This window comes from Sanguibacter sp. 25GB23B1, assembly GCF_040012415.1.
In the GTDB taxonomy this organism is placed as follows: Bacteria; Actinomycetota; Actinomycetes; order Actinomycetales; family Cellulomonadaceae; genus Sanguibacter.
This window is the reverse complement of record NZ_JBDYKL010000001.1, coordinates 120,437-142,638: the sequence shown is the minus strand read 5'-3', so window position 1 is coordinate 142,638 and position 22,202 is coordinate 120,437. Positions and strand designations below refer to the sequence as shown.

The window sequence follows — 22,202 nt, the reverse complement described above, 5'->3', positions numbered from 1 at the left end:
TCCGCACACCCGACCCGACCCGACCACACTGCTTTGCCGAAGGAGCCCCATGCCCACCTATGAGCGCTTCAACCTGCCGGACGCCGGTGAGGGCCTCACGGAGGCCGAGATCGTCACGTGGCACGTCGGCGTGGGCGACACGGTCGCGGTGAACCATGCGATCGTCGAGATCGAGACGGCCAAGTCCCTCGTCGAGCTGCCGTCCCCGTACGCGGGCGTCGTCACCGAGATCCTCCAGCCGGTCGGGACCATGGTGGAGGTGGGCGTGCCCATCATCGTCATCGACACCGACCCCGATGGAGTCGCGACCGAGCCGAGCGCTCCGGGAGGCTCGCGCCCCGCGACCGACGACACAGCCCTGACCGGCGATGCTGCCCCGACGGACGGCGCGGCCGTGGCCGGAGGAGCAGCAGACACCGCAGGCGGTGCAGACGCCGAGGGCGGTGCGGTCCTCGTCGGGTACGGGATCGCCGCCGGCAGCACCACCCGTCGGGCGCGCCGTGCGCAGGAGCCCGCTCCCGGCGCACCCGCGGCGCCCAGCGCTCCGGCCGGGCACTCGCCCCTGCAGGTCGCCGCCGAGACCGAGCCCGCGCCCGCGAAGACGTCCGCGCCGCCGCTCGCACCCGTCCCGACCGTCGGTGCCCCGAGCGGTGCCGCGAAGACTCCCGTGGTGCAGTCCGTCACCCAGGTGGCGCCGCGCCCCGGCACGCTCGCCGTCCGGGCCAAGCCTCCGGTCCGCAAGCTGGCCCGGGACATGGGTGTGGACCTCTCGAGCGTCCACGCGACCGGCCCCGGCGGGATCGTCACCCGAGAGGACGTACTCGCCTACAGCGCCCAGGCGCAGCCCCGCACCCTCGCCACGTACATCGACGACGACACACCGTGGCTCGCGTCCGGCCAGGTGTCCTCCGACGGTCGCCAGACCCGCGTGCCGGTGAAGAGCGTGCGCAAGCGCACCGCCGAGGCGATGGTCTCGAGCGCGTTCACCGCCCCGCACGTCACGGTGTTCCAGACGGTCGACGTCACGAAGACGATGCGCCTCGTCGCCCGGCTGCGCGAGGACCGCGAGTTCGCCGACGTGCGCGTCACGCCGCTCCTCATCACGGCCAAGGCTCTGCTCGTCGCGGTCAACCGGCACCCCGAGGTCAACGCGAGCTGGGACGACGCCACGCAGGAGATCGTCTACAAGCACTACATCAACCTCGGCATCGCGGCGTCGACCCCGCGGGGCCTCGTGGTGCCGAACATCAAGGACGCGCACCGCCTCGGCCTCAAGGGCCTCGCGCAGGGGATCGCCGCCCTGACCGCGACGGCGCGCGCCGGGAAGACGAGCCCCTCCGACATGTCCGACGGCACCATCACGATCACGAACGTCGGCGTCTTCGGCATCGACACCGGGACCCCGATCCTCAACCCCGGGGAGGCTGCGATCCTCGCGTTCGGCGCGATCCGTGAGCAGCCGTGGGTGCACAAGGGCAAGATCAAGAAGCGCTTCGTCACGCAGCTCGCCCTGAGCGTCGACCACCGGCTCGTCGACGGCGCGCTCGGCGCACGCCTGCTCGCCGACGTCGCCGCCGTGCTCCACGACCCGGCGCAAGGACTCGTCTGGGGCTGAGCGTCCGCCTGCACGACGGGCAGCGACCTCGGGCACTCGACGCGACCTCGGGCATTTGAGTGCCCGAGGTCGCGTCAGGTGCCCGAGCTCGGTTCCGTCGGCGCTCACGGGAAATACGTGGCGGCACAGGGGGAGGCAGGCCCAGAATCGTCGATATGACCGACACCCTGCTCTCCACCCTCGGGTGGGACGACCGTCGCACCGCCGAGCTGCGCGACCATCCCGAGCTCGCCGACCTCGGCGAGTCCGCCACCCCGGGCCGGGTCGTCCGCGTCGAGCGGGGGCTCGTGCGGATCGCCACCGAGACCGAGACCCTGGCCGTCACCGCCGCGGGCCAGACGCCGGCGGTCGGCGACTGGGTGCTCACGGACGGCCACGCCGTCGTCGCGACGCTCGCCCGCCGCACGGAGCTGCTGCGCAAGGACGCCGGGCAGACGTCCGCCGAGCAGGTCCTCGCCGCCAACGTGGACGTCGTCGTGGTCGTCGAGCCCATGGACCCGAAGCCCTCCGTCCGCCGGGTCGAACGGATGGTCACGCTCGCGTGGGCGTCCGGCGCCACACCGCTCGTCGTCCTCACGAAGGCCGACCTCGGTCACGGGAACGAGGTCGCTGACGTGCAGGCGGTCGCCCACGGTGTCGATGTCCTCGCTGTCAGCGCGGAGTCGGGAGCTGGTCTCGACGACCTGCGCACCCGGTTGAGCCCCGGGCAGACGTTCGTGCTCCTCGGCCCGTCGGGCGCCGGCAAGTCGACGCTCGTCAACGCGCTCGCGGGGCACGACGTCCTCGTGACGGCCGCCGTGCGTGGCGACGGTCGCGGCCGGCACACGACGACGCACCGCGAGCTCGTCGTCGTCCCCGGTGTCGCCGTGCTCGTCGACACCCCCGGGATCCGCGGCGTCGGCCTCGTCGCCGACGAGGAGGGCCTCGACCGGGCCTTCGACGACGTCACGACGGTCGCCGAGCAGTGCCGCTTCGCCGACTGCTCCCACGTCACCGAGCCAGGGTGCGCCGTGCTCGAGGCCGTCGAGGGCGGTGAGCTCCCTGCCGCACGGCTGACGTCCTACCGCCACCTGCTGCGGGAGATCGCCCACCAGAGCGCCCGCAAGGGCGCGCAGGACAGGAGTGCCCTGCGCGCCCAGGGGCGCCAGCGGTCGCGCACCGCGCGCGAGGCGATGAGCGCCAAGGGACGCTGAGCCAGGGACCCTGACCCGTGACCGTCCCGGTGATGGTTCCCGTCAGGCGACGGCTACCGGGGCGCTGCTCGACGATGCGTCCTCCACGGGGCGCTCTGCGTCGAGCTTCCTGTAGGCGGCGAGGTCGGTGTACAGCTCGTCGGTGAGCGGGTTCTTCTTGTTCTTGACGATCCGGTACACCTGGTAGACGGCCACGGCGATGTTCGCGACGAGGGCGACGAAGCTCACGAGGAACAGAGCGGTCGTGTTGTGGGACGAGTCGACCGCGAACTTCGAGCTCGAGACGAACGCCGGGAACGCCATCGTGAACATCATCCAGAACGCGAGGGTCTGGGCCCGGTGCTGGAGCCAGGCACCCTTGCGGAGGAAGAACGCGGGGATGGTGCACGAGACGAGGAGCGCGGCACCGGCGTAGAAGGAGTGGTCGCCGACGCAGTTGTACACGTACGCGAAGTTCCACAGGTCGTACGCGATGATCCAGAACCACAGCATGTCGGGCCAGATCATGTCCTTGTTCTTGTCCCGCGTGATGTAGATCCCGGCCCAGCCGCAGATGGTCACGAGGTTGAGGATGCCGGCGATGCCGTTCATGATGTTCCACGGGCCGCCGACCATCATGACGCCGTCGATGAGGCCGTTCATCGAGTAGACCTGGAAGTCACGGATGACGGCCTCGAAGATGTTCAGCGCGAGGATCGCGGCGGGGAACATGAGCGCGTACTTGTTCTTCGCGACGCGGGGGATGTAGCGCAGCGCCATGAAGCCGAGGCACCCGGCGAGCGCCGAGTACACCTTGACCCAGTGGAACCACGTCCCGGTGCTGGACCCTGCTCCGGCGGTGTTGGGCCAGACGAAGACGGTGAGCATGAGCGGCAGGGCGACGAACAGGCACAGGCCGGCCCACTTGCTCTGGCGGGCGATCTCGTTGGCGAGCATGAGCGCGGCGACGACCGCGACCCACATGAGTGCGGAGTACCACGGGATGGTGTCGAACAGGAACATCGGATGTCTCCCTTGACGTGAACGAGCGGTTGAGCGGATTCCCCCTGCTGCGGTGTCCCCGGGACGGGGTGGGTCAGGTGGGGGTGCTCTCGTCGCCTCCCTGGTCGAGTCGCAGGGTCTGGCGCACGATGTCCTTGAGCCGCTCGTCCGTGATCGTCGGGTGGGACCGCGTGAGCCCGATGAGCCCGTAGATGAGGACGTAGAACGTCTCGTAGACGTTCTCGATCTCGATCTTGTGCCGTTGGGCGTACGCCTCGACGGTCGTCGTGCGGAAGCAGTCGACCATCGCGCCGACGGCGCGGTCGATGAAGCGGTTGTAGAGGCGGGCGTCCTCGATGCGGGGGAGACCGCCGACGGGGTTCGTGGCCCCTCGGACGTGCTTGCGGAACATGGTGATGCAGTCGGCGAGAGCCAGCTCGATGTTGCCGACCTCGCGCTGGGCGTCCCACTCCTGGATGCTCGCGACGAACTCGTCGATGTGCTGCTCGAGCACCACGTCGACGAGCGTGTCCTTGTCCGTGAAGTAGTGGTAGACGAGACCGCGCGTGATGCCGACCCGTTCGGCGACGTCCGAGATGGAGGTGCGGGCGATGCCACGCTCGGCGAAGAGCGAGCGGGTGGCGGCGAGGATCTCGTCCTTGCGCTCGTCGGGGTGCTTCGACATCTGCCCTCGTCTCGACGGTGAGCGACCCTCCGGTCGCGGCGCTGACCAGCGCCTGTCCTCGACGCTAGACCTCGTTGACAGACCGTCAACGGGACCTTGGTCACCAGTCCCGAGGCTCGCCTGCTCGGGCCGCACCCGGCGCCGTCGCCACGGTACGGGGGCGCGTTCCGTCGCTATGGTGGGCTGATGAAACGGATCTGCACGGCTCTGATCGCAGTGGTGTCACTGGGTTCGGCGAGTGCTCTGTCCGGCTGTGCCGGTGCTGACGAGAGCGGCGGTACGCCGGTGAGCAGCGCATCTGAGGTGCCGTCCCCCGGTGAGGTCCTGCCGGGCTCGCCCGAGGACGAGTGGGTGATGCTCGTGTCTCGGACGACGTCGGGCGTCGAGCGCGCGTTCCTGTCGTGGGAGGACTGGGCCTGCGAGCCCGCCAGCGTAGAGACGACGTGTGCGATGGTGCTGGACTCGATGGGGTTCTCGGCGGATGCGCTCGCCGCGTCGATTCACGACGGGAGAACCCTCGGCACGAACGGGTACGTCGGGGAGCCGCCCGCCGAGCTCGCAGAGCTCGTCACGCAGACGGAGACGGCGGCGACCACGCTCTCGGAGGCAGCGACAACAGCTGGGTCCACCTGTGCGGCTGCCGCGGCAACATGTACGAGCGACGCCGTCGCCGCAGTCGCGGCATACGACGACCTCACGGCGCAGCTCGCCGACTGGGCACCCTACGGCGGCTAGGCTCGGGGGAGGGAGGCGTCCCTTGCTCCCCGGGGAGGATCCTGCGATGACGATCTGGACCTGCGCGACGTGCGCGATCGAGCACGCCGACACACCGGAGCCGCCGCAGTCCTGCGCGATCTGCGAGGACGAGCGCCAGTGGGTCCCGCCGGGCGGCCAGCGGTGGACCACCCGCGACGAGCTCGCCCGAGCCGGTCATCGCATCGAGGTCCGAGAGCTCGAGACCGACCTCTATGCGGTCGAGTGCACGCCACGGCTCGGTATCGGTCAGCGTGGCCTGCTCCTGCGGACGCCCGCCGGGAACCTCCTCTGGGAGCCGCCGGGGTTCATCGACCCCGAAGGCGTCGCGGCGGTCGCCGCCCTCGGTGGCGTCCACGTCGTCACCGCGAGCCACCCGCACCTCACCGGCTCGTCGGTGCAGTGGAGCCACGCCTTCGACGACGCCCCGGTCTACGTGGCCGCCGCGGACGAGCAGTGGGTCCGACGACCGGACCCGGTCGTGCGCCTGTGGCAGGGCGAGGTCGAGCTTCTCCCGGGCGTGCGGATGCACCAGACGGGTGGGCACTTCGCCGGCAGCGGGCTCGTGCACTGGGTGGCGGGCGCCGACGGGCGAGGGGCGCTCCTCACCGGCGACACCATCGCCGTCGGTGCCGACCGTTCCGTCCACGTCATGCGGAGCTTCCCCAACTTCATCCCGCTGCCCGAGCGCATGGTCCGGCGCATCCTCGACGTGGTCCTGCCGCTCGCGTTCGAGCGCGTCTACGGGGCGTTCCGCACTGTCGAGGCCGACGGTCACGCCGTCGTCGAGCGGTCGCTCGAGCGCTACATCAGGTGGCTGCGCGGGGAGGAACCGGAGTGAGCGCGAGCTCGAACACGTCGCCCATCGCCGTGAAGCCGATCTTCTCGTAGTACGGTGCCGAGACGCCGCGCCGCGTGACGACGGACGTGTACCCGTGCTCCGCGAGCAGGTGGGAGCGGCGGAAGACGAACTCGCCCGGGGTGAAGTCGCGGTAGCGCTCGGTCACGTAGTCGAGGTCGATCTGCGCGACGCCGCCGCCGATGTCGTGCAGGAGGACGTACCCGACGGTCTCGTCACCGTGCAGCACGAGGTACGCCTCGCCGGTCTCCGCCTGCTCGGCGAGGAGCCGGGCGACATCGAGGCCCGAGTTGAACTTCTCGATGTCCGTGGCGTGCTGGGCGAGCAGGTGCTGCAGGTAGGCGTCGTCGGGGCGCACCTCGACGACGGAGTACGACGCGGCGGAGTGGCGCGAGCCGAGCATCCGCTGCAGGTACACGAGGTTGATGAGGCAGAGGACGGCGTTGAGACCCACCATGGGCCACACGTCGATGATCGCGTTGAACGTCAGCAGGATCGCCGACCCGACGAGGTTGAGGAGCCGCAGGCGCAGGATGCGCGACTGCAGCAACGACCACACGAGGATGGCGGAACCGACCCAGCCGACGAGGTCGATGAGCGTCATGCACTGGTCCTTCAGGTCACGGCCGTGGGCCGGGCCCGGCACCGATGCCGAGAGCCCTGACGATACCAACCTGTGCGCGGGCCTAGAACGCGCAGCCGCACCGGAGAAGGTCTCCTCGACGGACGCGCTCGTCTCGATGGTTGACGGCGTCTCCGCGGAGGTGGCTGCCTCCATGCGCACGTACCCGGTGAGTCGCGCGCTGAACAACGTCCGCACGGCCGATCCTGCCGACCTCGCAATCATTCGAGAGGTCTAGGCGCGCCAGCGCACGGTCGTGTCGCACCGCTAATTTACGATCAGCGCGCGATCCACCCTGAGGCCGCTCCAGCGCTTCGTGAAGAAGCGCCCAGGTTGGTTCTTGCTCTCGCTGCACCATGGAGTCAATTCGCTGTGCCCGGTCCGCCAAACAGCACTTGCGAAGGCACTAGCCTCGACGTCCTCGAGGCGATAGCCTTCACGTGCCAGATTCCGCACTCAGGGCAGGGGCGACGGACGTGATCCATTGTGAACGGCTCAGCCGCACGCTCAGATCCTGGGCCAAATAGTCAGGATCGCGCTTGTGAGAACCAGAAGTACATTCGCCCTCGTCATGCTGTCGTCAGCCATTCTGGCAGTCAGTACAGCACCGGCCGGGGCCTCACCTCCTCCTGTGCCAGCCGATGATTATGCGGGGAGCCAGGAGATCCTCGCGCCGGACATCAGTAGTAGCCGCGTGGCACCAACCAGCATTGATCCCGCTGGCTACTGGACGCCGGAGAAACTCGCGAACGCGATCCCCATGGATCTGATCGCCACCGACGAGGATGGAGCAGAAGCCCGCAGCGGGCAAACAACAGAACCCCTGGTCGAGGAGCCCGGCACGATTGTCGACCCGGTAGCTCCCACCGTCGAGTCCTACGATTCCCGGGCCTTCCCTCCCGTCAAGCACGTCCCCAAGACTGCTGGCAAGATCTTCTACCATCTCGATGGCAAAGACTACGTCTGCTCCGGCGCGACGGTCAACCACGCAAACAAGAACATGATCGTCACGGCAGCGCACTGCCTTTACACTCCCGGTAAAGGCTGGCACAGCAAGATCGTGTTCATCCCTGCCTACTACAATGGGTCCCAGCCCCACGGGCTGTGGAACTGGAAGGGCGGACGCACACACAACGCGTGGATTCAGGACGAAAACTGGAGCTACGACCAGGCGTTCATCACCTTCTTCCCGCGCAACGGGGTCGAGCTCGTCGAGAAGGTGGGCGGGAATGGGGTCTCGTACGGGTACAGCACGACTGAGCCAGAGATGAGAGTCTTCGGCTGGCCCGCTCAGGCGCCCTACGACGGAGAGCTGCCTTATTACTGTGAAGGACCCACGACCGATTTCTCCCCCCTCAACTCCGACGCGAAGATCGCGTGTCTCATGAACGAAGGTGCGTCAGGTGGCCCCTGGCTCCGTCAGATCATCAACGATGACCTCGGCTACGTGTCCGCTGTGACTTCGCGCAAAACCCTCTCAGGATCGCCGCGATACCTCGTCGCGACTCCGTTTACGATGGAAACCAGGGCGATGTACTACGAGATGACCTGACCCAACGCGCTTGGAGGGCCCGAGATGTCGAAGCTGCACCCGCTCCAGATAAAGGTCTGCGTGACGGTCCTAGCCGCCGCATCGATCGTCGCAACCACAGGGTGTGAACGTTCATGCGACCCAGCCTCGCCGACTTCTCACTCGTCCGCTCGGCCACCCTCCTCAGGCTCGCAATCCACGGAGAACCCGAGCCCAGACGCTGACCTGTCGGAGTACTGGACCGAGGAACGGATGAAGAACACATCTGATGCCCCAATGGGCGTCTGTGACCCCTGACGCGGGACTCTGGCTGTGAGCCCGGGGGCCCCGGACCCACCGCCAGAATCGGCGCATTCGTGCGGGCCTCGGTAGGCCGCCTCCAAGTCCCTTGGCTCCACCAACGGCGACAACGGGCCCTCGGTGGCCGCCGGTCCCACTTCACCGAAGATCAGCTTGTCGCACACCGCTCTCTACCGAGCCACCACCCCCTCGAGCAGCGGGTCCTGGTCAGCGGATCTCCCTCGCGCACGTCGGCGCTGCACCGACAGGCCACAGCGCGATTGCCCGCTCGGCCGCGCCTGCGCCAGACCCCCAGCGTCCATGACTGGGCACTTTGAGTGGGAGGCCCTCAATTACGGGGAGGTCGCACCTGTGAACCCGCTCGCCGAGGCGCTGGTCTTCGCCGACAACGAAGCCCGACTAGCAGGCAGCGCATCACCCAGCGACACAGGTTCGCTCGACGCGTCCGCAGCGACGGCGCTCGCGGTCCTGCGCGCGAGCAAGGACAGGACCGTCGGCCGCGGCGTCCTCCCGGCCCCCTGCGCCGCGAGGACGACCGCCGAAGCACCTCGTCACCCGATAAAGAGGTGACAGACCGTCGTTTGTGACACGAGACCGGTGTGGCACGCCCGTCCTGTTCTCACAGACGCCGCCGACGACGTGTGCGGAGACGGTTACGGTCGATTAACTCCCCGACGCATCCGGGCGAAACACGCGATCCCTAGCCTTCTGGATAGTGCCCGACCGTCCGGGCCGGCTACCGAGGAGGCCGCAATGACCGTTCCGCCGTCGACAGTCTCGCCCCAGACGTCCACTGACACCGAGGCTCCCAGCTCCACCAGCGCTGTTGCCGCGCCCCCGGCGCGCACCCCGCGCACCGGACGGTGGATCGACCACTGGGACCCGGAGGACCCGACGTTCTGGCACGACGGCGGCAAGAAGATCGCCAAGCGGAACCTGTGGATCTCCGTGTTCGCCGAGTTCCTCGGCTTCGCCGTGTGGGCCACGTGGAGCATCGTCGTCCCGCAGCTCGGCAACGCCGGGTTCGTCCTCACGGTCGACGAGCAGTTCTGGCTCATCGCCGTCCCCAGCCTCGTCGGTGCCACCCTGCGCATCCCGTACACCTTCGCCGTCCCGATGTTCGGCGGGCGCAACTGGACGATCGTCTCCGCGCTCCTGCTCCTGCTGCCGACCGTGGCGCTCGCCTGGGCCGTGCAGCGGCCCGAGACGTCCTTCGGCGTGCTGCTCGTCATCGCGATGCTCGCGGGCGTCGGCGGCGGCAACTTCGCCTCCTCCATGGCGAACATCTCGTTCTTCTACCCGGAGAAGGAGAAGGGCAAGGCGCTCGGCTTCAACGCCGCAGGCGGCAACCTCGGCACCGCCGCCGTGCAGTTCGCGGTCCCGCTCGTCATCGTCGCCGGCGCAGGCATCGCGCTCGAGCGCGCGGGCCTCATGATGATCCCGTTCATCCTCCTCGCGGCGTTCCTCGCGTGGCGCTACATGGACAACCTCACCTCGGCCCGGGCCGACTACCGCACCTTCGCGGCAGCGACCCGCAACCGGCACACGTGGATCATCTCCTTCCTCTACATCGGCACGTTCGGCTCCTTCATCGGCTACGCCGGTGCGTTCCCGACGCTCCTCAAGAACCAGTTCCCCGAGGTCACGCTCTCGATCGCGTTCCTCGGAGCGCTCGTCGGCTCGCTCGCCCGGCCCTACGGCGGCATCCTCGCCGACAAGATCGGCGGTGCACGCGTGACGATCGCGTCGTTCTTCGTCATGGTGATCGGCGCGTTCGGTGCCATCCAGGCGCTCGGCAGCCACAGCTTCCCGATCTTCCTCGGCTCCTTCCTCCTGCTCTTCATCGCGACGGGCATCGGCAACGGCTCGACGTACCGGATGATCCCGGCCGTCTTCCAGGCGGGCGTCGTCGACCTCGAGGCCAAGGCGAAGGCCCGCAAGTCTGCCGCCGGGTGCATCGGCATCGCCGGCGCCATCGGTGCCTTCGGCGGGTTCCTCATCCCGCGCGGGTTCGCGCTCTCCAACGAGGTCGCCGGCACCCTCGTCCCCGCCCTGTGGGGATTCATCGGTGTCTACCTCGTCATGGCCCTCACCACGTGGGCCGTGTACCAGCGACGCGGCTCGGCGATGGCCGCAGAGAGCATCTGAGCAGGTCCATGACAGTCACCACAGCAACCCCGACCCACTGCCCGTACTGCGCGCTGCAGTGCGCGATGACGCTGGAGCCGGCCCCCGCAGCAGCAGGGGCCGGGCCGGTGGACCTCGGCCTGCCGAGCGTCACCGTCCAGGGCAGGGAGTTCCCGACCAACCGGGGTGGGCTGTGCCAGAAGGGCTGGACCAGCGCGAGCGTGCTCGGCACGCCGGACCGCATCACCACCCCGCTCGTGCGGGGAGCGGACGGCGAGCTGCACACCGCGACGTGGGACGAGGCGCTCGACCTCGTCGCGGCCCGTGCCCGGCAGACCGCCGCCGAGCACGGGCCGGACGCCGTCGCCGTGTTCGGTGGCGGAGGGCTGACGAACGAGAAGGCCTACGCCCTCGGCAAGTTCGCGCGGACCGTGCTGCGGACCGCCAACATCGACTACAACGGCCGGTTCTGCATGGCCAGCGCGGCTGCGGGCGCCAACCGGGCGTTCGGCATCGACCGCGGGCTGCCGTTCCCGCTCGCCGACCTCGGCGGCGCCGAGGCTGTCCTTCTTCTCGGCTCCAACCTCGCCGAGACGATGCCGCCGTCCGTCCAGCACCTCGCCGGGGCGCGGGAGAACGGCGGCCTCGTCGTCGTCGACCCGCGGCGCAGCGCGACCGCGAGCCTCACCGAGGACGGCTCGGGCGTGCACCTCCAGGTTGTTCCCGGCACCGACCTCGTGGTGCTCCTCGCTCTCCTCCACGTCGTCTGGGCAGAGGGTCTCGCGGACGACGGGTTCCTCGCTGAGCGCACGACCGGAGCCGACGCGGTGCGGCGGTCCGTCGCCGCGTGGTGGCCCGAGCGCGCCGAGCAGGTCTGCGGGATCGCCGCCGACGACCTGCGCCGCGTCGCACGGCTGCTCGCCGGAGCCAGCCCGCTGCACGGCGGCGCAGGCGCCTACGTCCTCACGGGCCGCGGCGTGGAGCAGTCGACCCAGGGGACCGCGACCGTCACGGCCGCCATCAACCTCTCCCTCGCCCTCGGCCTCCCGGGGCGTCCCGGCAGCGGCTACGGTGCCGTCACCGGTCAGGGCAACGGCCAGGGCGGTCGCGAGCACGGGCAGAAGGCCGACCAGCTCCCCGGCTACCGCAAGATCGACGACCCGGCCGCGCGGGCGCACGTCGCCGGCGTGTGGGGAGTCGATCCCGAGTCGCTCCCCGGGCCGGGCCTGCCCGCCGTCGAGCTCCTGCGCCGGCTCGGTCAGCCCGCCGAGCCCGCCGGCCCGGGGCGGGTGGCGAAGCCCGCCGGCCCCCGGATGCTCATGGTGCACGGCTCGAACATCGTCGTCAGCGCACCCAACTCCCGGAAGGTCTCGGCGAACCTCGACGACCTCGACTTCCTCGTCGTGTGCGACTTCGTGCCCTCCGAGACCGCCCGGCTCGCCGACGTGGTGCTGCCCGTCACCCAGTGGGCCGAGGAGGAAGGGACCATGACGTCGCTCGAGGGCCGGATCATCCGCCGTCGCCGGGCCGTCGCCGCCCCGGACGGGGTCCGCTCCGAGCTCGAGATCTTCGCCGCGCTCGCGGAGCGCCTCGGGTCGCCGGTCCACTTCGGTACCGACCCGGCCGAGGTGTTCGACGAGCTCGCCCGTGCCAGCGCCGGGGGCGTCGCCGACTACTCCGGCCTCAGCCACGAGCGCCTCGACGCCGACCCGGACCTCTTCTGGCCGGTACCAGCGCTGCCACCCCCACTGCCTGCTGCGCTGCATCCTGCTCCCGCTCCCGCTCCCGCTCCAGCAGGCTCGCCGAGCTCGGGCATCCGTCTCGATCTCGGGCCCTCGAGCGCCCGAGGTCGAGTTCAGAGCCCGAGCTCGGCGGACGGTGGGAGCGTTGCGCGCACGGGTGTGATCAGCGGAGAGGGGGCCAGCGGCCCCGATGGCTCCGCTCCGGGGCCGCTGCACCCCGGGACGCCGCGACTGTTCCTCGACGGCTTCCCGACCCCGGACGGTCGCGCACGGATGGTCGCTGTCGACCACGTGGGACCGAGCGACGACGTGCGTCCGGACGCGCCGATCTACCTCGTCACCGGGCGGGTGCTCCAGCACTACCAGTCGGGCGCGCAGACCCGACGGGTCGCCGAGCTCGCCGCAGCCGCACCGGAGCCCTTCGTCGAGATCCATCCTGTTCTCGCCCAGCGCCTCGGCATCGACGAGGGTGCGACCGTCCGGGTCGCGTCGCGCCGCGGAGCGGTCGTCGCACCGGCCCGCCTGACGACGACCGCCCGGCCGGACACCGTGTTCATGCCCTTCCACTGGGCGGGCACCGGCAGCGTCAACCGGATCACGACCGACGCGACGGACCCGATCTCCGGGATGCCCGAGTTCAAGGTCTGCGCCGTCGAGGTCAGCCTCGCGGGCACCCTCGTCCCGCCCCCGGACCCTGTGCCAGCCCTCGCCGCCCTTGCCTCCCTCGTCCCCTCTGACCCCGCGGAGGTCCGCACATGAGCGCCGAACGCAGCACTGGTGGCAGCCCCGCCACCGACACCCCCGCGCGCCGCACCCGCGTCGTGGTCGTCGGCAACGGGATGGTGGGGTCGCGCTTCATCGACGACCTCCTCTCGCGGGACGGCGACGCGAGCTTCGAGGTCACCGTGCTCGGCACCGAGGGCTACGAGCCCTACAACAGGGTGCTCCTCAGCGAGGTCGTCGCAGGCAAGGTGGATGTCGCGTCCCTCGCGCTCCCGGCGCTCACGCACGAGCGGGCGACCGTCCGGCGCGGGGCGCAGGTGCTGCACGTCGACCGTCGCACGCAGCAGGTCCTGGCGGACGACGGCACCACCTACCGGTACGACGTGCTCGTGCTGGCCACCGGTTCGGCGGCGCGCATCCCGGCCGTCCGCGGGCTGAGCGAGGGCCTGCCCGCCGGCGTGCACGCCCTGCGGACCCTCGATGACGCGCGCGAGATCGTCGCCGCGACCGTCAACGCGCGACGCGCCGTGGTCATCGGGGCCGGCGTGCTCGGCCTCGAGGCCGCCTGCGGCCTCGCGCGGCGCGGTCTCGCCGTGACGGTCGTGCACGGCGGGACGAGCCTCATGGACCGTCAGCTCGGCGTCGACGCGGCGCTCGTCGCCGCGCGCACGCTCGCGCAGCTCGGCGTCGACCACCGGGTCGACGCGCGCACCGACGAGGTCCTCACCTCCGACGGGCGGGTCACCGGCATCCGTGTCGGGGTCACGAGCAGGCCGGACGACCTGGCGAGCGAGACGCTCCCCGCGGACCTCGTGGTCCTCGCGTGCGGGACCGTCCCCGAGACCGGCATCGCCACAGCGGCCGGCCTCCCGGTCGACCGAGGCATCGTCGTCACCGACGCCCTGAGCAGCCCGGCGGACCCGCGGATCTTCGCCATCGGTGACTGCGCGCAGCCTCCCGAGGGCGCGAGCGGGCTCATCGCCCAGGGCTGGGACCAGTCCCGCCGTCTCGCGACCCATCTTGCCGCCCGTGTCGTCGACGAGAGCCAGTTCGGCCGCGTGCGCCTCGGCGGTGCCCGGCTCGCCCCGCACCGGCCGAGCCTCGCGCTGCGGCTCAGCCTCGACCCGGGCCGTCCCGACGGCCCCAGCGTCCTGTCCCGACGGGTCGACGGCACTCCCGGCTCCGGGGACACGACACGCGGTACCGACGTCGTCCGCCTCAAGGCCGCGGGGCTCGACGTCGTGAGCATGGGCACCTGCGGTGCCCGTCGCACCCCGTCGCCCGGGGAGCGCACCGTCCGCCTCTCCGACCCGGACGCCGGCCGGCACGTCGAGGTGACCGTCGCGGGCGGGCTCGTCGTCGGCGCGACGTGCGTCGGCGCACCCCAGATCGGTGCCGACCTCACGGCCGCGTACACGCGGCGCACCCCTGTCCCCGCAGACCCGGCGTACCTGCTCCTCCAGCCCGTGGCCTCCGCCGCCGCGACCGCGACGGACCCCACGCACATGCCCGACCGCACCACCGTCTGCCGGTGCAACGGCGTGAGCAAGGGCGACATCGTCGCGTGCTTCCACGGCGGCGCCACCACCGTGGCCGACGTCGCGAAGGCCACGCGCGCCACCACCGGGTGCGGCGGGTGCACCCAGGTGGTGTGCGGCCTCGTCGACTGGCTCTCGGCGAGCACACCGGGCACCGGAGAGTCCAGTGCCGACGAGCGCGGTGCCGACGAGCGCGGTGCCGACCGGCGCGAGCCCTCCCCGATCGACGCGGATCGGCCCGGAACCGGTGCGGGCTCGGAGACCGACCGCGTGCCCGGCCGCCTGAGCGAGGCCGCGGCGACGTCCTGAGGGCGTCGCCGCGGTTACCAGCAGGCAAACAGTGCGTTTCGCCCCTGGACGGAGGGCCTCCGGCCCGGGAAGGTGGTCGCGGGACCGGACAGCGGTCGGGTCTCCCGCGGAGCACCGGCGCCTGAGCGTGCCGGTCCCACGACAGACCGGAGCACCGATGCTCGCACCGACCCGCCAGCAGCGCCACCGAGCGCTCCTCGTCCCGTTCACCCTCCTCGTCGCGCTCCTCACGCTGTCGCCCGTCGCACTCGCCCCGTCCCCGTTCGGCGCGGCGCTCGGCGGACCGAGCGTCGCGCAGGCAGCGACCCCGGTCACCGTCGCGACGGCCCGCGCGAGCCAGAACGGATCGACGGCGACGGTCCGCGGGTACGTCGTCGGCCAGCCCACCGCCTCTACGACGGTCGTGCGCAGCGGCTTCCCGTCCGACTACGCGCTCGCGCTCGCGGACTCGCCGTCCCAGACGGACACGACGAGGATGATCTACGTCCAGGTTCCCAGCGCGTCGCGGGCAGCGTGGGGGCTCAAGAGCAACCCCGGCCTCCTCGGCACGCAGATCGACGTCACCGGCGCTCTCTCTGCCTACTTCTCCCGGCCGGGCGTGACGGGCACGAGCGCGTTCGCGGCCGTGGGCACGGGCGGCGGGGACGACGGGGGTGGCGACGGGGATGGTGACGGCGGCGAGCCTGGTGGCGGCGCGGGTGGGTCGACCGAGCACGACGCGACGTACTACGCGTCAGCGATGGGCTTGTCCGGCTCCCGGCTCGAGGCCGAGCTGCACGAGATCATCTCGACGGGCACGCGGACCGTCTCGTACGCGACGGTGTGGACCGCGCTGCGGGTGACCGACCAGGACCCGTCGAACCCGGCGAACGTCCGCACCCTCTACGGCGGGTTCTCCATGAGCAAGACGAACAACGGTGGTGGCGCGAACCAGTGGAACCGCGAGCACGTGTGGCCGCAGTCCCACGGCGGCTTCGGCACGGCGGCCGGTCCGGGGACGGACCTGCACCACCTGCGACCGACAGACGTCACCGTGAACTCCGCCCGCGGCAACCTCGACTTCGACGAGGGTGGGACGCAGAACAGCGAGGCGCCGGGCAACTACTCCGACTCGAACTCGTGGGAGCCGCGCGACGCGGTCAAGGGCGACGTCGCACGCATGATCCTCTACATGTCGGTGCGGTACGAGGGTGGGGACGGCTGGTCGGACCTCGAGGTCAACGACGCCGTGTCCAACGGTTCGGCTCCGAACGTCGGGCGGCTCTCCGTGCTCCTGGAGTGGAACGCCGAGGACCCGCCGGACGCGTTCGAGAAGCGTCGCAACGACATCATCTTCGAGACCTACCAGGGCAACCGCAACCCGTTCATCGACCACCCGGAGTGGGCCGACGCCATCTGGTGAAGGTGCTCACCTGGTGAGCACGGCCTGCCGGTGACCGTTCCGTGCGGGCGTGTCACCGGCGGGCGACGGCAGGACGGCGGCGGAGGCGGACGTGCCCCACGGGGTCGTGAGGCGGGCGCCCCAGGCCTGGTCGGTGGGGTGGTGCTCGCGGGAGCCGTCGGCGTGGAGGACCGAGACGCACGCGCGGACGGCGGGCGCACCGGTGCTCGGAGCGTGCCTCTCGAGCTCGATGACGACGTGCAGGGCGCCGCCGCGGACGTGGTGCGTGAGATCGAGGGTTCCCATCGACGGGCCGGGGACCGGGAGCCCGTCGACGGTGACGCGGTGAGCCAGGGTCGCTCGGACGTCGATCGTCACGGCGACCGCGTCGGTGGGGACGGACAGGGAGTGGAAGAGGGTCGGCAGCCCGGCGGGTGCCAGGGGCTCGGGGGTGCCGGTGTCCGCCGCGTGGCGCTCGGCGGTGGCGTGGGCCGCCCAGGCGGGGTGCGTGATCCAGCGGGCGAGGTCGAGGGAGTCTGGCATGCCGTCATGCTACGGACTTCCCCACACTGTGGAAAGCGCTATCCACAGTGTGGCGCGCTCACACCTCACGGGGACCCGGTGTGACGAGTGAGAAGAGTGTTACGGCAGAGAAACTCCCCGCGTGCTCGGGAGAAACCCCGTCTTCGTAGCGTTCTCGTCATGGCAGAGAACCTCGCACCCAGCAAGCACGTGATCGTCGTCGGCGGCGGCATGGTCGCGCAGCGCCTCGTCGAGGCCCTGCGCGCCCGGGACGAGGCCGGCGCGTGGCGGGTCACCGTCTTCGCCGAAGAGCCGCGCTACCCCTACGACCGCGTCGCCCTCACGTCCTACTTCTCCGCGCGGGACGCCGACGAGCTCAACCTCGGCGACCCGGAGCTGTGGAAGGACGAGCACGTCACGCTGGTGCGGGACTGCCGCATCGACGCGATCGACCGCGAGGCGAAGCAGGTCACCGACCGTCTCGGCCGCACGTGGGACTACGACGAGCTCGTGCTCGCGACAGGCTCCGACGCCGCGATGCCGCCGATCCCGGGCAACGACCTCGCCGGCGTGTTCGTGTACCGGACGATCGACGACGTCGCCGCGCTGCGCGGCTGGGTCGAGGACCAGCGCAGCCGTTTCGCGCGCCCCGTCCGCGGTGCCGTCATCGGTGGAGGGCTCCTCGGCCTCGAGGCCGCTGGCGCCCTCAAGGCGCTCGATGCCCAGGCCACGGTCATCCAGTTCGGCACCCACCTCATGGACGCGCAGATCGACCTCGGCGGAGGCCAGGCGCTCAAGCGCCTCATCAACGGCATGGGCATCGCGGTCCGGGCGAGCACCGCCACGAAGGAGATGAAGCCGGCGCGCGGCACGGGGAACATCGGCAGGCTCGACTTCGTCGACGGTGGCCGCCTCGACGTCGATGTCGTCGTCGTCGCTGCGGGTGTGCGTCCTCGCGACAACCTCGCCCGCGACGCCGGGCTGGAGATCGGCCCCCGCGGCGGTGCTGTCGTCGACCTCTCCTGCCACACGGCGGACCCGCACATCTGGGCGGTCGGCGAGGTCGCGTGCATCGAGGGTCGCTGCATCGGCCTCGTCGCACCCGGCTACGCCATGGCCGAGGTCGTCGTGGACCGTCTGCTCGGTGGCGCGGCCACCTTCCCGGGAGCGGACACCGCGACGAAGCTCAAGCTCCAGGGGGTCGACGTCGCGAGCTTCGGCGACGCGTTCGCCCGCGCCGAGGGCGCGATGGAGCTCGTCTACGCCGACCCGGTCGCCGGCGTCTACAAGAAGCTCGTGCTGTCCGACGACGCCCGCACCCTCCTCGGCGGCGTGTTCGTCGGCGACGCCTCGGCCTTCGCCGGGCTGCGACCGCTCGTCGGCCGCGAGCTCTCCGGCGACCCGGGCGCCTACCTCCTGCCCGAGGGGTCGGCCCCGGCCCCGGGCGGAGACCTCCCCGACGACGCGAACGTCTGCTCGTGCAACAACGTCTCCGCAGGCACCATCCGCGGCGCGATCACCGAGCACGGCTGCACGGACCTGCCGTCCGTCAAGGCGTGCACCAAGGCGGGCACGAGCTGCGGGTCCTGCCTGCCGCTCGTGAAGAAGATCGTCACGACCGAGCTCGAGAAGACCGGCGTCGAGGTGAGCAAGGCGCTCTGCGAGCACTTCGACCTCTCCCGCGCACAGCTCTTCGACGCGGTCCGGGTCACCGGGCTGCGGACCTTCAGCGAGATCATCGCCCGGCACGGACGGGGCGGGCGCGGCTGCGACATCTGCAAGCCCGTCATCGCGAACATCCTCGGCTCGACCGGCCCGGAGCACGTCCTCGCCGGCGAGATGGCGACGCTGCAGGACACGAACGACCACGTCATGGCGAACATGCAGAAGGACGGCTCGTACTCCGTCGTCCCGCGCATCGCCGGCGGAGAGATCACGCCCGAGGGCCTCATCGCCATCGGTGCGGTCGCCAAGGAGTTCGGGCTCTACACGAAGATCACCGGCGGTCAGCGGATCGACATGTTCGGTGCACGCATGGACCAGCTGCCGGCCATCTGGACCAAGCTCGTCGACGCCGGCTTCGAGTCCGGCCAGGCGTACGGCAAGTCGCTGCGCACCGTGAAGTCCTGCGTCGGGTCCACGTGGTGCCGCTTCGGCGTCCAGGACTCCGTCGGGCTCGCGATCGAGCTCGAGAACCGCTACCGCGGGCTGCGCTCGCCGCACAAGATCAAGCTCGGTGTCTCCGGTTGCGCCCGTGAGTGCGCGGAGGCGCGCGGCAAGGACGTCGGCGTCATCGCGACCGACAAGGGCTGGAACGTCTACGTCGGCGGCAACGGCGGCTTCACCCCGCGCCACGCCCAGCTCCTCGCGGAGGACCTCGACACCGAGACGCTCGTGCAGACCATCGACCGCTACCTCATGTACTACGTGCGCACCGCCGACCGACTGCAGCGCACCGCGCCGTGGATGGAAGAGGTGGAGGGTGGCCTCGAGGGCGTCCGCCAGGTCGTCATGGAGGACTCGCTCGGCATCTGCGCCGACCTCGACGCCGCGATGGCCTCGCACGTCGGTACGTACCAGGACGAGTGGAAGGCGACGCTCGACGACCCTGAGAAGCTCCGCCGCTTCGGGTCCTTCATCAACGCCCCCGAGACCCCCGACCCGTCCTTCGCGTACGTGGCCGAGCGCGGTCAGCCGCGACCGGCGACGCCCGCCGAGCGCGAGGCCGGCGCAGTTCTCATCGCAGGAACCACCCTGGAGGTCCGGTCATGACGCTCGATGCCCAGCTCGACCAGCCGCACCTCGGCACCGCTGTCCACCTCGAGCCAGCCCGCTGGCTGGCGGTGTGCCAGGTCGACGACCTCGTCCGTGAGCGCGGCGCGGCCGCACTCGTCGACGGCGAGCAGGTCGCGGTCTTCCGTCTTGCTGACGACACGGTCCACGCCGTCCAGCAGCTCGATCCCTTCTCCGGTGCGTACGTCATGGCGAGGGGTCTCGTCGGCACCCGCGGGGACGCCCCGACGGTCGCGTCGCCGATGTACAAGCAGATCTTCGACCTGCGCGACGGCCGCTGCCTCGAGCCCATAGGCGCCGAGCCGCAGGACCTGCGGACGTGGCCGGTCCTCGTGGGGGACGGTGTCGTCTACATCGGGCGCACCGCGTGAGCGCGCCGATGCTCGTGAGCGCACCGACGCTCCTGACCGCGCCCGCGCTCGTGGGGTGCTCCCACGGGACGGACAACCCGCACGGACGGGCGGCGATCGCGTCGATCCTCGCGGACGTGCGCACGCTCCGGCCCGGCCTCGAGGTGCACGAGACCTTCGTCGACGTCCAGCACCCGCAGGTCGAGGAGGTCCTCGCGCGGGCGCTCGCAGACCGTCCGGACGACGGCACGATGGGGGCCGTCGTGGTCCCGCTCCTGCTGTCCGGCGGCTTCCACGTGAACGTCGACATCGCGGCGGCCGTCGCCGGGACGCCGGCCGTCGCAGCGCGGCACCTCGGGCCGGACGCCCGGCTCGTCGACCTCCTGTGCCGACGCCTCGACGAGGCGGGCGCGACCGACCACGACTGGGTCGTGCTCGCCGCGGCCGGCTCGAGCGACGCCGGTGCCACGCGCGACGTCGAGGACGTCGCCTCTGCCCTGCGCGCCCGACGCGCCGCTCCGGTGACGATCGGCTACGGATCGATCGCCTGGCCGAGCGTCCAGGACGCCGCGTCCCACGCACGGGCGGCGGTGGCTGGGACCGGGGCGTCGGTCGTCGTCGCGTCCTACCTCCTCGCACCCGGCTTCTTCTACGACCGGCTCCTCGGTGCGGGTGCCGACCTCGTCAGTGCCCCGCTCGCGCCGGAGCCCGTGCTCGCGGAGATCGTCCTCGACCGGTATGACTGCGCGTGCTCAGTCGCGCGGCAGCAGGCGGTCGAGGTACGCGTTGCGGAAGACGCCGTGCGGGTCTAGCCGGCTCGCCAGCTCCTGGAAGTCGCCGAGCCGCGGGTAGAGCTCGGCCAGCCGGTCGGCACCGGTGGTGAAGAGCTTCCCCCAGTGCGGGCGCGCGTCGAAGGGCGCGAGCGCCTCCTCGAGGAGCGGCAGCACCGCCTCGACCTCACGCTGGCGGGGCAGCCACGTGAAGTGCAGACCGATGCAGTCGTGGTCGCCGCTCGGGGAGAGCCAGAGCCCGTCGGCCGCCATCGTCCGGATCTCGGTGATCTGGAGGAGCGGCACCACGTGCTCGCGGAGGCTGCGGACGGCGTCGATGGCCGCGAGGGCGTGCTGACGCGGCACGAGGTACTCGGTCTGCAGCTCCTCGCCGTTCGACGGGGTGAAGTTCATCTTGAAGTGCGGGAGCCGCTCGTGCGACGGGCCGGCGACGCCGAGCTGCTCGGTGCAGCTCACCGCCGAGATGCCCGGCAGGGGGTGCAGCGGGACGAGCGAGCGCCGTGCCCCGTGGAAGATGTCCGTGGCGTACGCCGGCACGCCTCCGGCCGGAGCCGGCGCTGGCGCGTCGGTGCGGCTCTTGAGCCAGACCTGGTCGATGCCCGAGTCCGCCCAGCGCGTGAAGAGGCTCACGGAGTAGGCGGCCCCGGTGATCGCGTCGAGGTCCTCGGCGAGCGCATCCCAGGAGAGTCCCTCGAAGACGTCCTGGCGGACCTCGAACGCCGGCTCGACGGCGAGCGTCACGCGCGCGACGACACCGAGCGCGCCGAGGTGCACGACGGCGGCCTCGAGCGGGATGCTGCCGTCAGCGGTGCCGGTGCCGGTGCCGGTGCCGACGTGGACGAGCTCGCCGGTCCCGGTCACGAGGTCCATCCTGCGGACCGCTCCGCCGAGGCCACGGTTGCTGTCGCCGGAGCCGTGGGTGGCGGTGGCGATCGCCCCCGCGACGGAGATGTGGGGGAGCGAGGCGAGGTTGTGGATCGCGTAGCCGCTCGCCGCGAGAGCGGTCGCGAGGTCTCCGTAGCGCGTCCCGCCGCTCACCGTGACCGTGGTGGCTCCCGCTGTGTCCTGGTCGACCGTGAGCGGCGCGGCACCCAGCGGCTCGAAGCGGTCGAGCAGGAGGTGCGTGCCGGTCGTGTCGGCGATGTCGTTGAAGCAGTGCCGAGAGCCCAGCGTGCGCACGGGACCGCCCGACGTGACCGTCCCCTGGACCTCCTCGAGGGTCGTCGGCCGGCGCACGTCCGTCGCCGCGTACGTGAGGTTCCTCGCCCAGTTGGTCCCGGATACCGCCTGCGTCATCGCTTTCCTGCCTGTCCGTCGTCGCCGTGCCTGAGCCGTGCCGCGCCTGGGCGTGCCATGCTCCAGCGTGCCCTGCCTGGTGCGGCCGCGC

General features: G+C 71.0%; 19 protein-coding genes. 14 read left to right on the top strand and 5 right to left on the bottom strand.

Annotated features, from left to right (window positions below):
* Nucleotides 1-49: 49 nt before the first annotated feature.
* Entirely contained in the window at nucleotides 50-1,615 is a 1,566-nt protein-coding gene (locus ABKW26_RS00685; protein WP_348590468.1) for a dihydrolipoamide acetyltransferase family protein, read from the top strand.
* A gap of 155 nt (nucleotides 1,616-1,770) precedes the next feature.
* Nucleotides 1,771-2,808: a ribosome small subunit-dependent GTPase A gene (gene rsgA, locus ABKW26_RS00680; protein WP_348590467.1), complete on the top strand. Its 1,038-nt coding sequence runs from the start codon at nucleotides 1,771-1,773 to the stop codon at nucleotides 2,806-2,808.
* A 42-nt stretch (nucleotides 2,809-2,850) separates the two neighbouring features.
* Here the strand turns inward: rsgA and ABKW26_RS00675 are convergent, their stop codons facing one another.
* Entirely contained in the window at nucleotides 2,851-3,810 is a 960-nt protein-coding gene (locus ABKW26_RS00675) for a DUF5692 family protein (RefSeq protein ID WP_348590466.1), read from the bottom strand.
* Between the two features lie 73 nt (nucleotides 3,811-3,883).
* On the bottom strand, nucleotides 3,884-4,474 hold the full coding sequence (locus ABKW26_RS00670; protein WP_348590465.1) for a TetR/AcrR family transcriptional regulator: 591 nt from the start codon (nucleotides 4,472-4,474) through the stop codon (nucleotides 3,884-3,886).
* A 285-nt stretch (nucleotides 4,475-4,759) separates the two neighbouring features.
* On the opposite strand from ABKW26_RS00670, the gene ABKW26_RS00665 reads away from it, so the two are divergent.
* Nucleotides 4,760-5,209, top strand: coding sequence for a hypothetical protein (locus ABKW26_RS00665; RefSeq protein ID WP_348590464.1), 450 nt, complete (start codon nucleotides 4,760-4,762; stop codon nucleotides 5,207-5,209).
* Nucleotides 5,210-5,255: 46 nt separating this feature from the next.
* Nucleotides 5,256-6,068, top strand: coding sequence for a hydrolase (locus ABKW26_RS00660; RefSeq protein WP_348590463.1), 813 nt, complete (start codon nucleotides 5,256-5,258; stop codon nucleotides 6,066-6,068).
* Here ABKW26_RS00660 and ABKW26_RS00655 read toward each other — a convergent pair.
* Complete coding sequence (locus ABKW26_RS00655; RefSeq protein WP_348590462.1) at nucleotides 6,037-6,690, bottom strand: hypothetical protein; 654 nt, start codon at nucleotides 6,688-6,690, stop codon at nucleotides 6,037-6,039. The genes ABKW26_RS00660 and ABKW26_RS00655 overlap by 32 nt on opposite strands.
* Here ABKW26_RS00655 and ABKW26_RS00650 point away from each other — a divergent pair.
* From ABKW26_RS00650 to ABKW26_RS00620, 7 genes are all read left to right on the top strand, one after another.
* Entirely contained in the window at nucleotides 6,680-6,946 is a 267-nt protein-coding gene (locus ABKW26_RS00650) for a hypothetical protein (protein ID WP_348590461.1), read from the top strand. The genes ABKW26_RS00655 and ABKW26_RS00650 overlap by 11 nt on opposite strands.
* Nucleotides 6,947-7,279: 333 nt before the next feature.
* On the top strand, nucleotides 7,280-8,260 hold the full coding sequence (locus ABKW26_RS00645; RefSeq protein ID WP_348590460.1) for a hypothetical protein: 981 nt from the start codon (nucleotides 7,280-7,282) through the stop codon (nucleotides 8,258-8,260).
* A gap of 579 nt (nucleotides 8,261-8,839) precedes the next feature.
* Nucleotides 8,840-9,109: a hypothetical protein gene (locus ABKW26_RS00640; protein ID WP_348590459.1), complete on the top strand. Its 270-nt coding sequence runs from the start codon at nucleotides 8,840-8,842 to the stop codon at nucleotides 9,107-9,109.
* A gap of 183 nt (nucleotides 9,110-9,292) precedes the next feature.
* Nucleotides 9,293-10,687 carry a nitrate/nitrite transporter gene (locus ABKW26_RS00635; RefSeq protein WP_348590458.1) on the top strand — a complete coding sequence of 465 codons (1,395 nt, stop codon included), beginning with the start codon at nucleotides 9,293-9,295 and terminating at the stop codon, nucleotides 10,685-10,687.
* Between the two features lie 8 nt (nucleotides 10,688-10,695).
* Nucleotides 10,696-13,167 (top strand): molybdopterin oxidoreductase family protein, encoded by a 2,472-nt coding sequence (locus ABKW26_RS00630; RefSeq protein ID WP_348590457.1) that lies wholly within the window; start codon nucleotides 10,696-10,698, stop codon nucleotides 13,165-13,167.
* Nucleotides 13,164-14,978: an FAD-dependent oxidoreductase gene (locus ABKW26_RS00625; RefSeq protein ID WP_348590456.1), complete on the top strand. Its 1,815-nt coding sequence runs from the start codon at nucleotides 13,164-13,166 to the stop codon at nucleotides 14,976-14,978. The genes ABKW26_RS00630 and ABKW26_RS00625 overlap by 4 nt, the downstream gene beginning before the upstream one ends.
* Before the next feature lie 157 nt (nucleotides 14,979-15,135).
* Nucleotides 15,136-16,380: an endonuclease gene (locus ABKW26_RS00620; protein ID WP_348590455.1), complete on the top strand. Its 1,245-nt coding sequence runs from the start codon at nucleotides 15,136-15,138 to the stop codon at nucleotides 16,378-16,380.
* A 6-nt stretch (nucleotides 16,381-16,386) separates the two neighbouring features.
* Here the strand turns inward: ABKW26_RS00620 and ABKW26_RS00615 are convergent, their stop codons facing one another.
* Nucleotides 16,387-16,902: a hypothetical protein gene (locus ABKW26_RS00615; protein WP_348590454.1), complete on the bottom strand. Its 516-nt coding sequence runs from the start codon at nucleotides 16,900-16,902 to the stop codon at nucleotides 16,387-16,389.
* A gap of 159 nt (nucleotides 16,903-17,061) precedes the next feature.
* Here ABKW26_RS00615 and nirB point away from each other — a divergent pair, with 159 nt between their 5' ends.
* From nirB to ABKW26_RS00600, 3 genes are read left to right on the top strand one after another with little or no spacing between them, the layout of a single operon-like run.
* Nucleotides 17,062-19,653, top strand: a complete 2,592-nt coding sequence (gene nirB / locus ABKW26_RS00610; RefSeq protein WP_348590453.1) for a nitrite reductase large subunit NirB — start codon at nucleotides 17,062-17,064, stop codon at nucleotides 19,651-19,653.
* Complete coding sequence (gene nirD / locus ABKW26_RS00605; RefSeq protein ID WP_348590452.1) at nucleotides 19,650-20,045, top strand: nitrite reductase small subunit NirD; 396 nt, start codon at nucleotides 19,650-19,652, stop codon at nucleotides 20,043-20,045. The genes nirB and nirD overlap by 4 nt, the downstream gene beginning before the upstream one ends.
* Nucleotides 20,042-20,836, top strand: a complete 795-nt coding sequence (locus ABKW26_RS00600) for a CbiX/SirB N-terminal domain-containing protein (RefSeq protein WP_348590451.1) — start codon at nucleotides 20,042-20,044, stop codon at nucleotides 20,834-20,836. Before nirD ends, ABKW26_RS00600 begins: the two co-directional genes overlap by 4 nt.
* Here the strand turns inward: ABKW26_RS00600 and ABKW26_RS00595 are convergent.
* Complete coding sequence (locus tag ABKW26_RS00595; protein WP_348590450.1) at nucleotides 20,777-22,111, bottom strand: D-arabinono-1,4-lactone oxidase; 1,335 nt, start codon at nucleotides 22,109-22,111, stop codon at nucleotides 20,777-20,779. The two genes, ABKW26_RS00600 and ABKW26_RS00595, sit on opposite strands and share 60 nt — an antisense overlap.
* Nucleotides 22,112-22,202 lie beyond the last annotated feature (91 nt).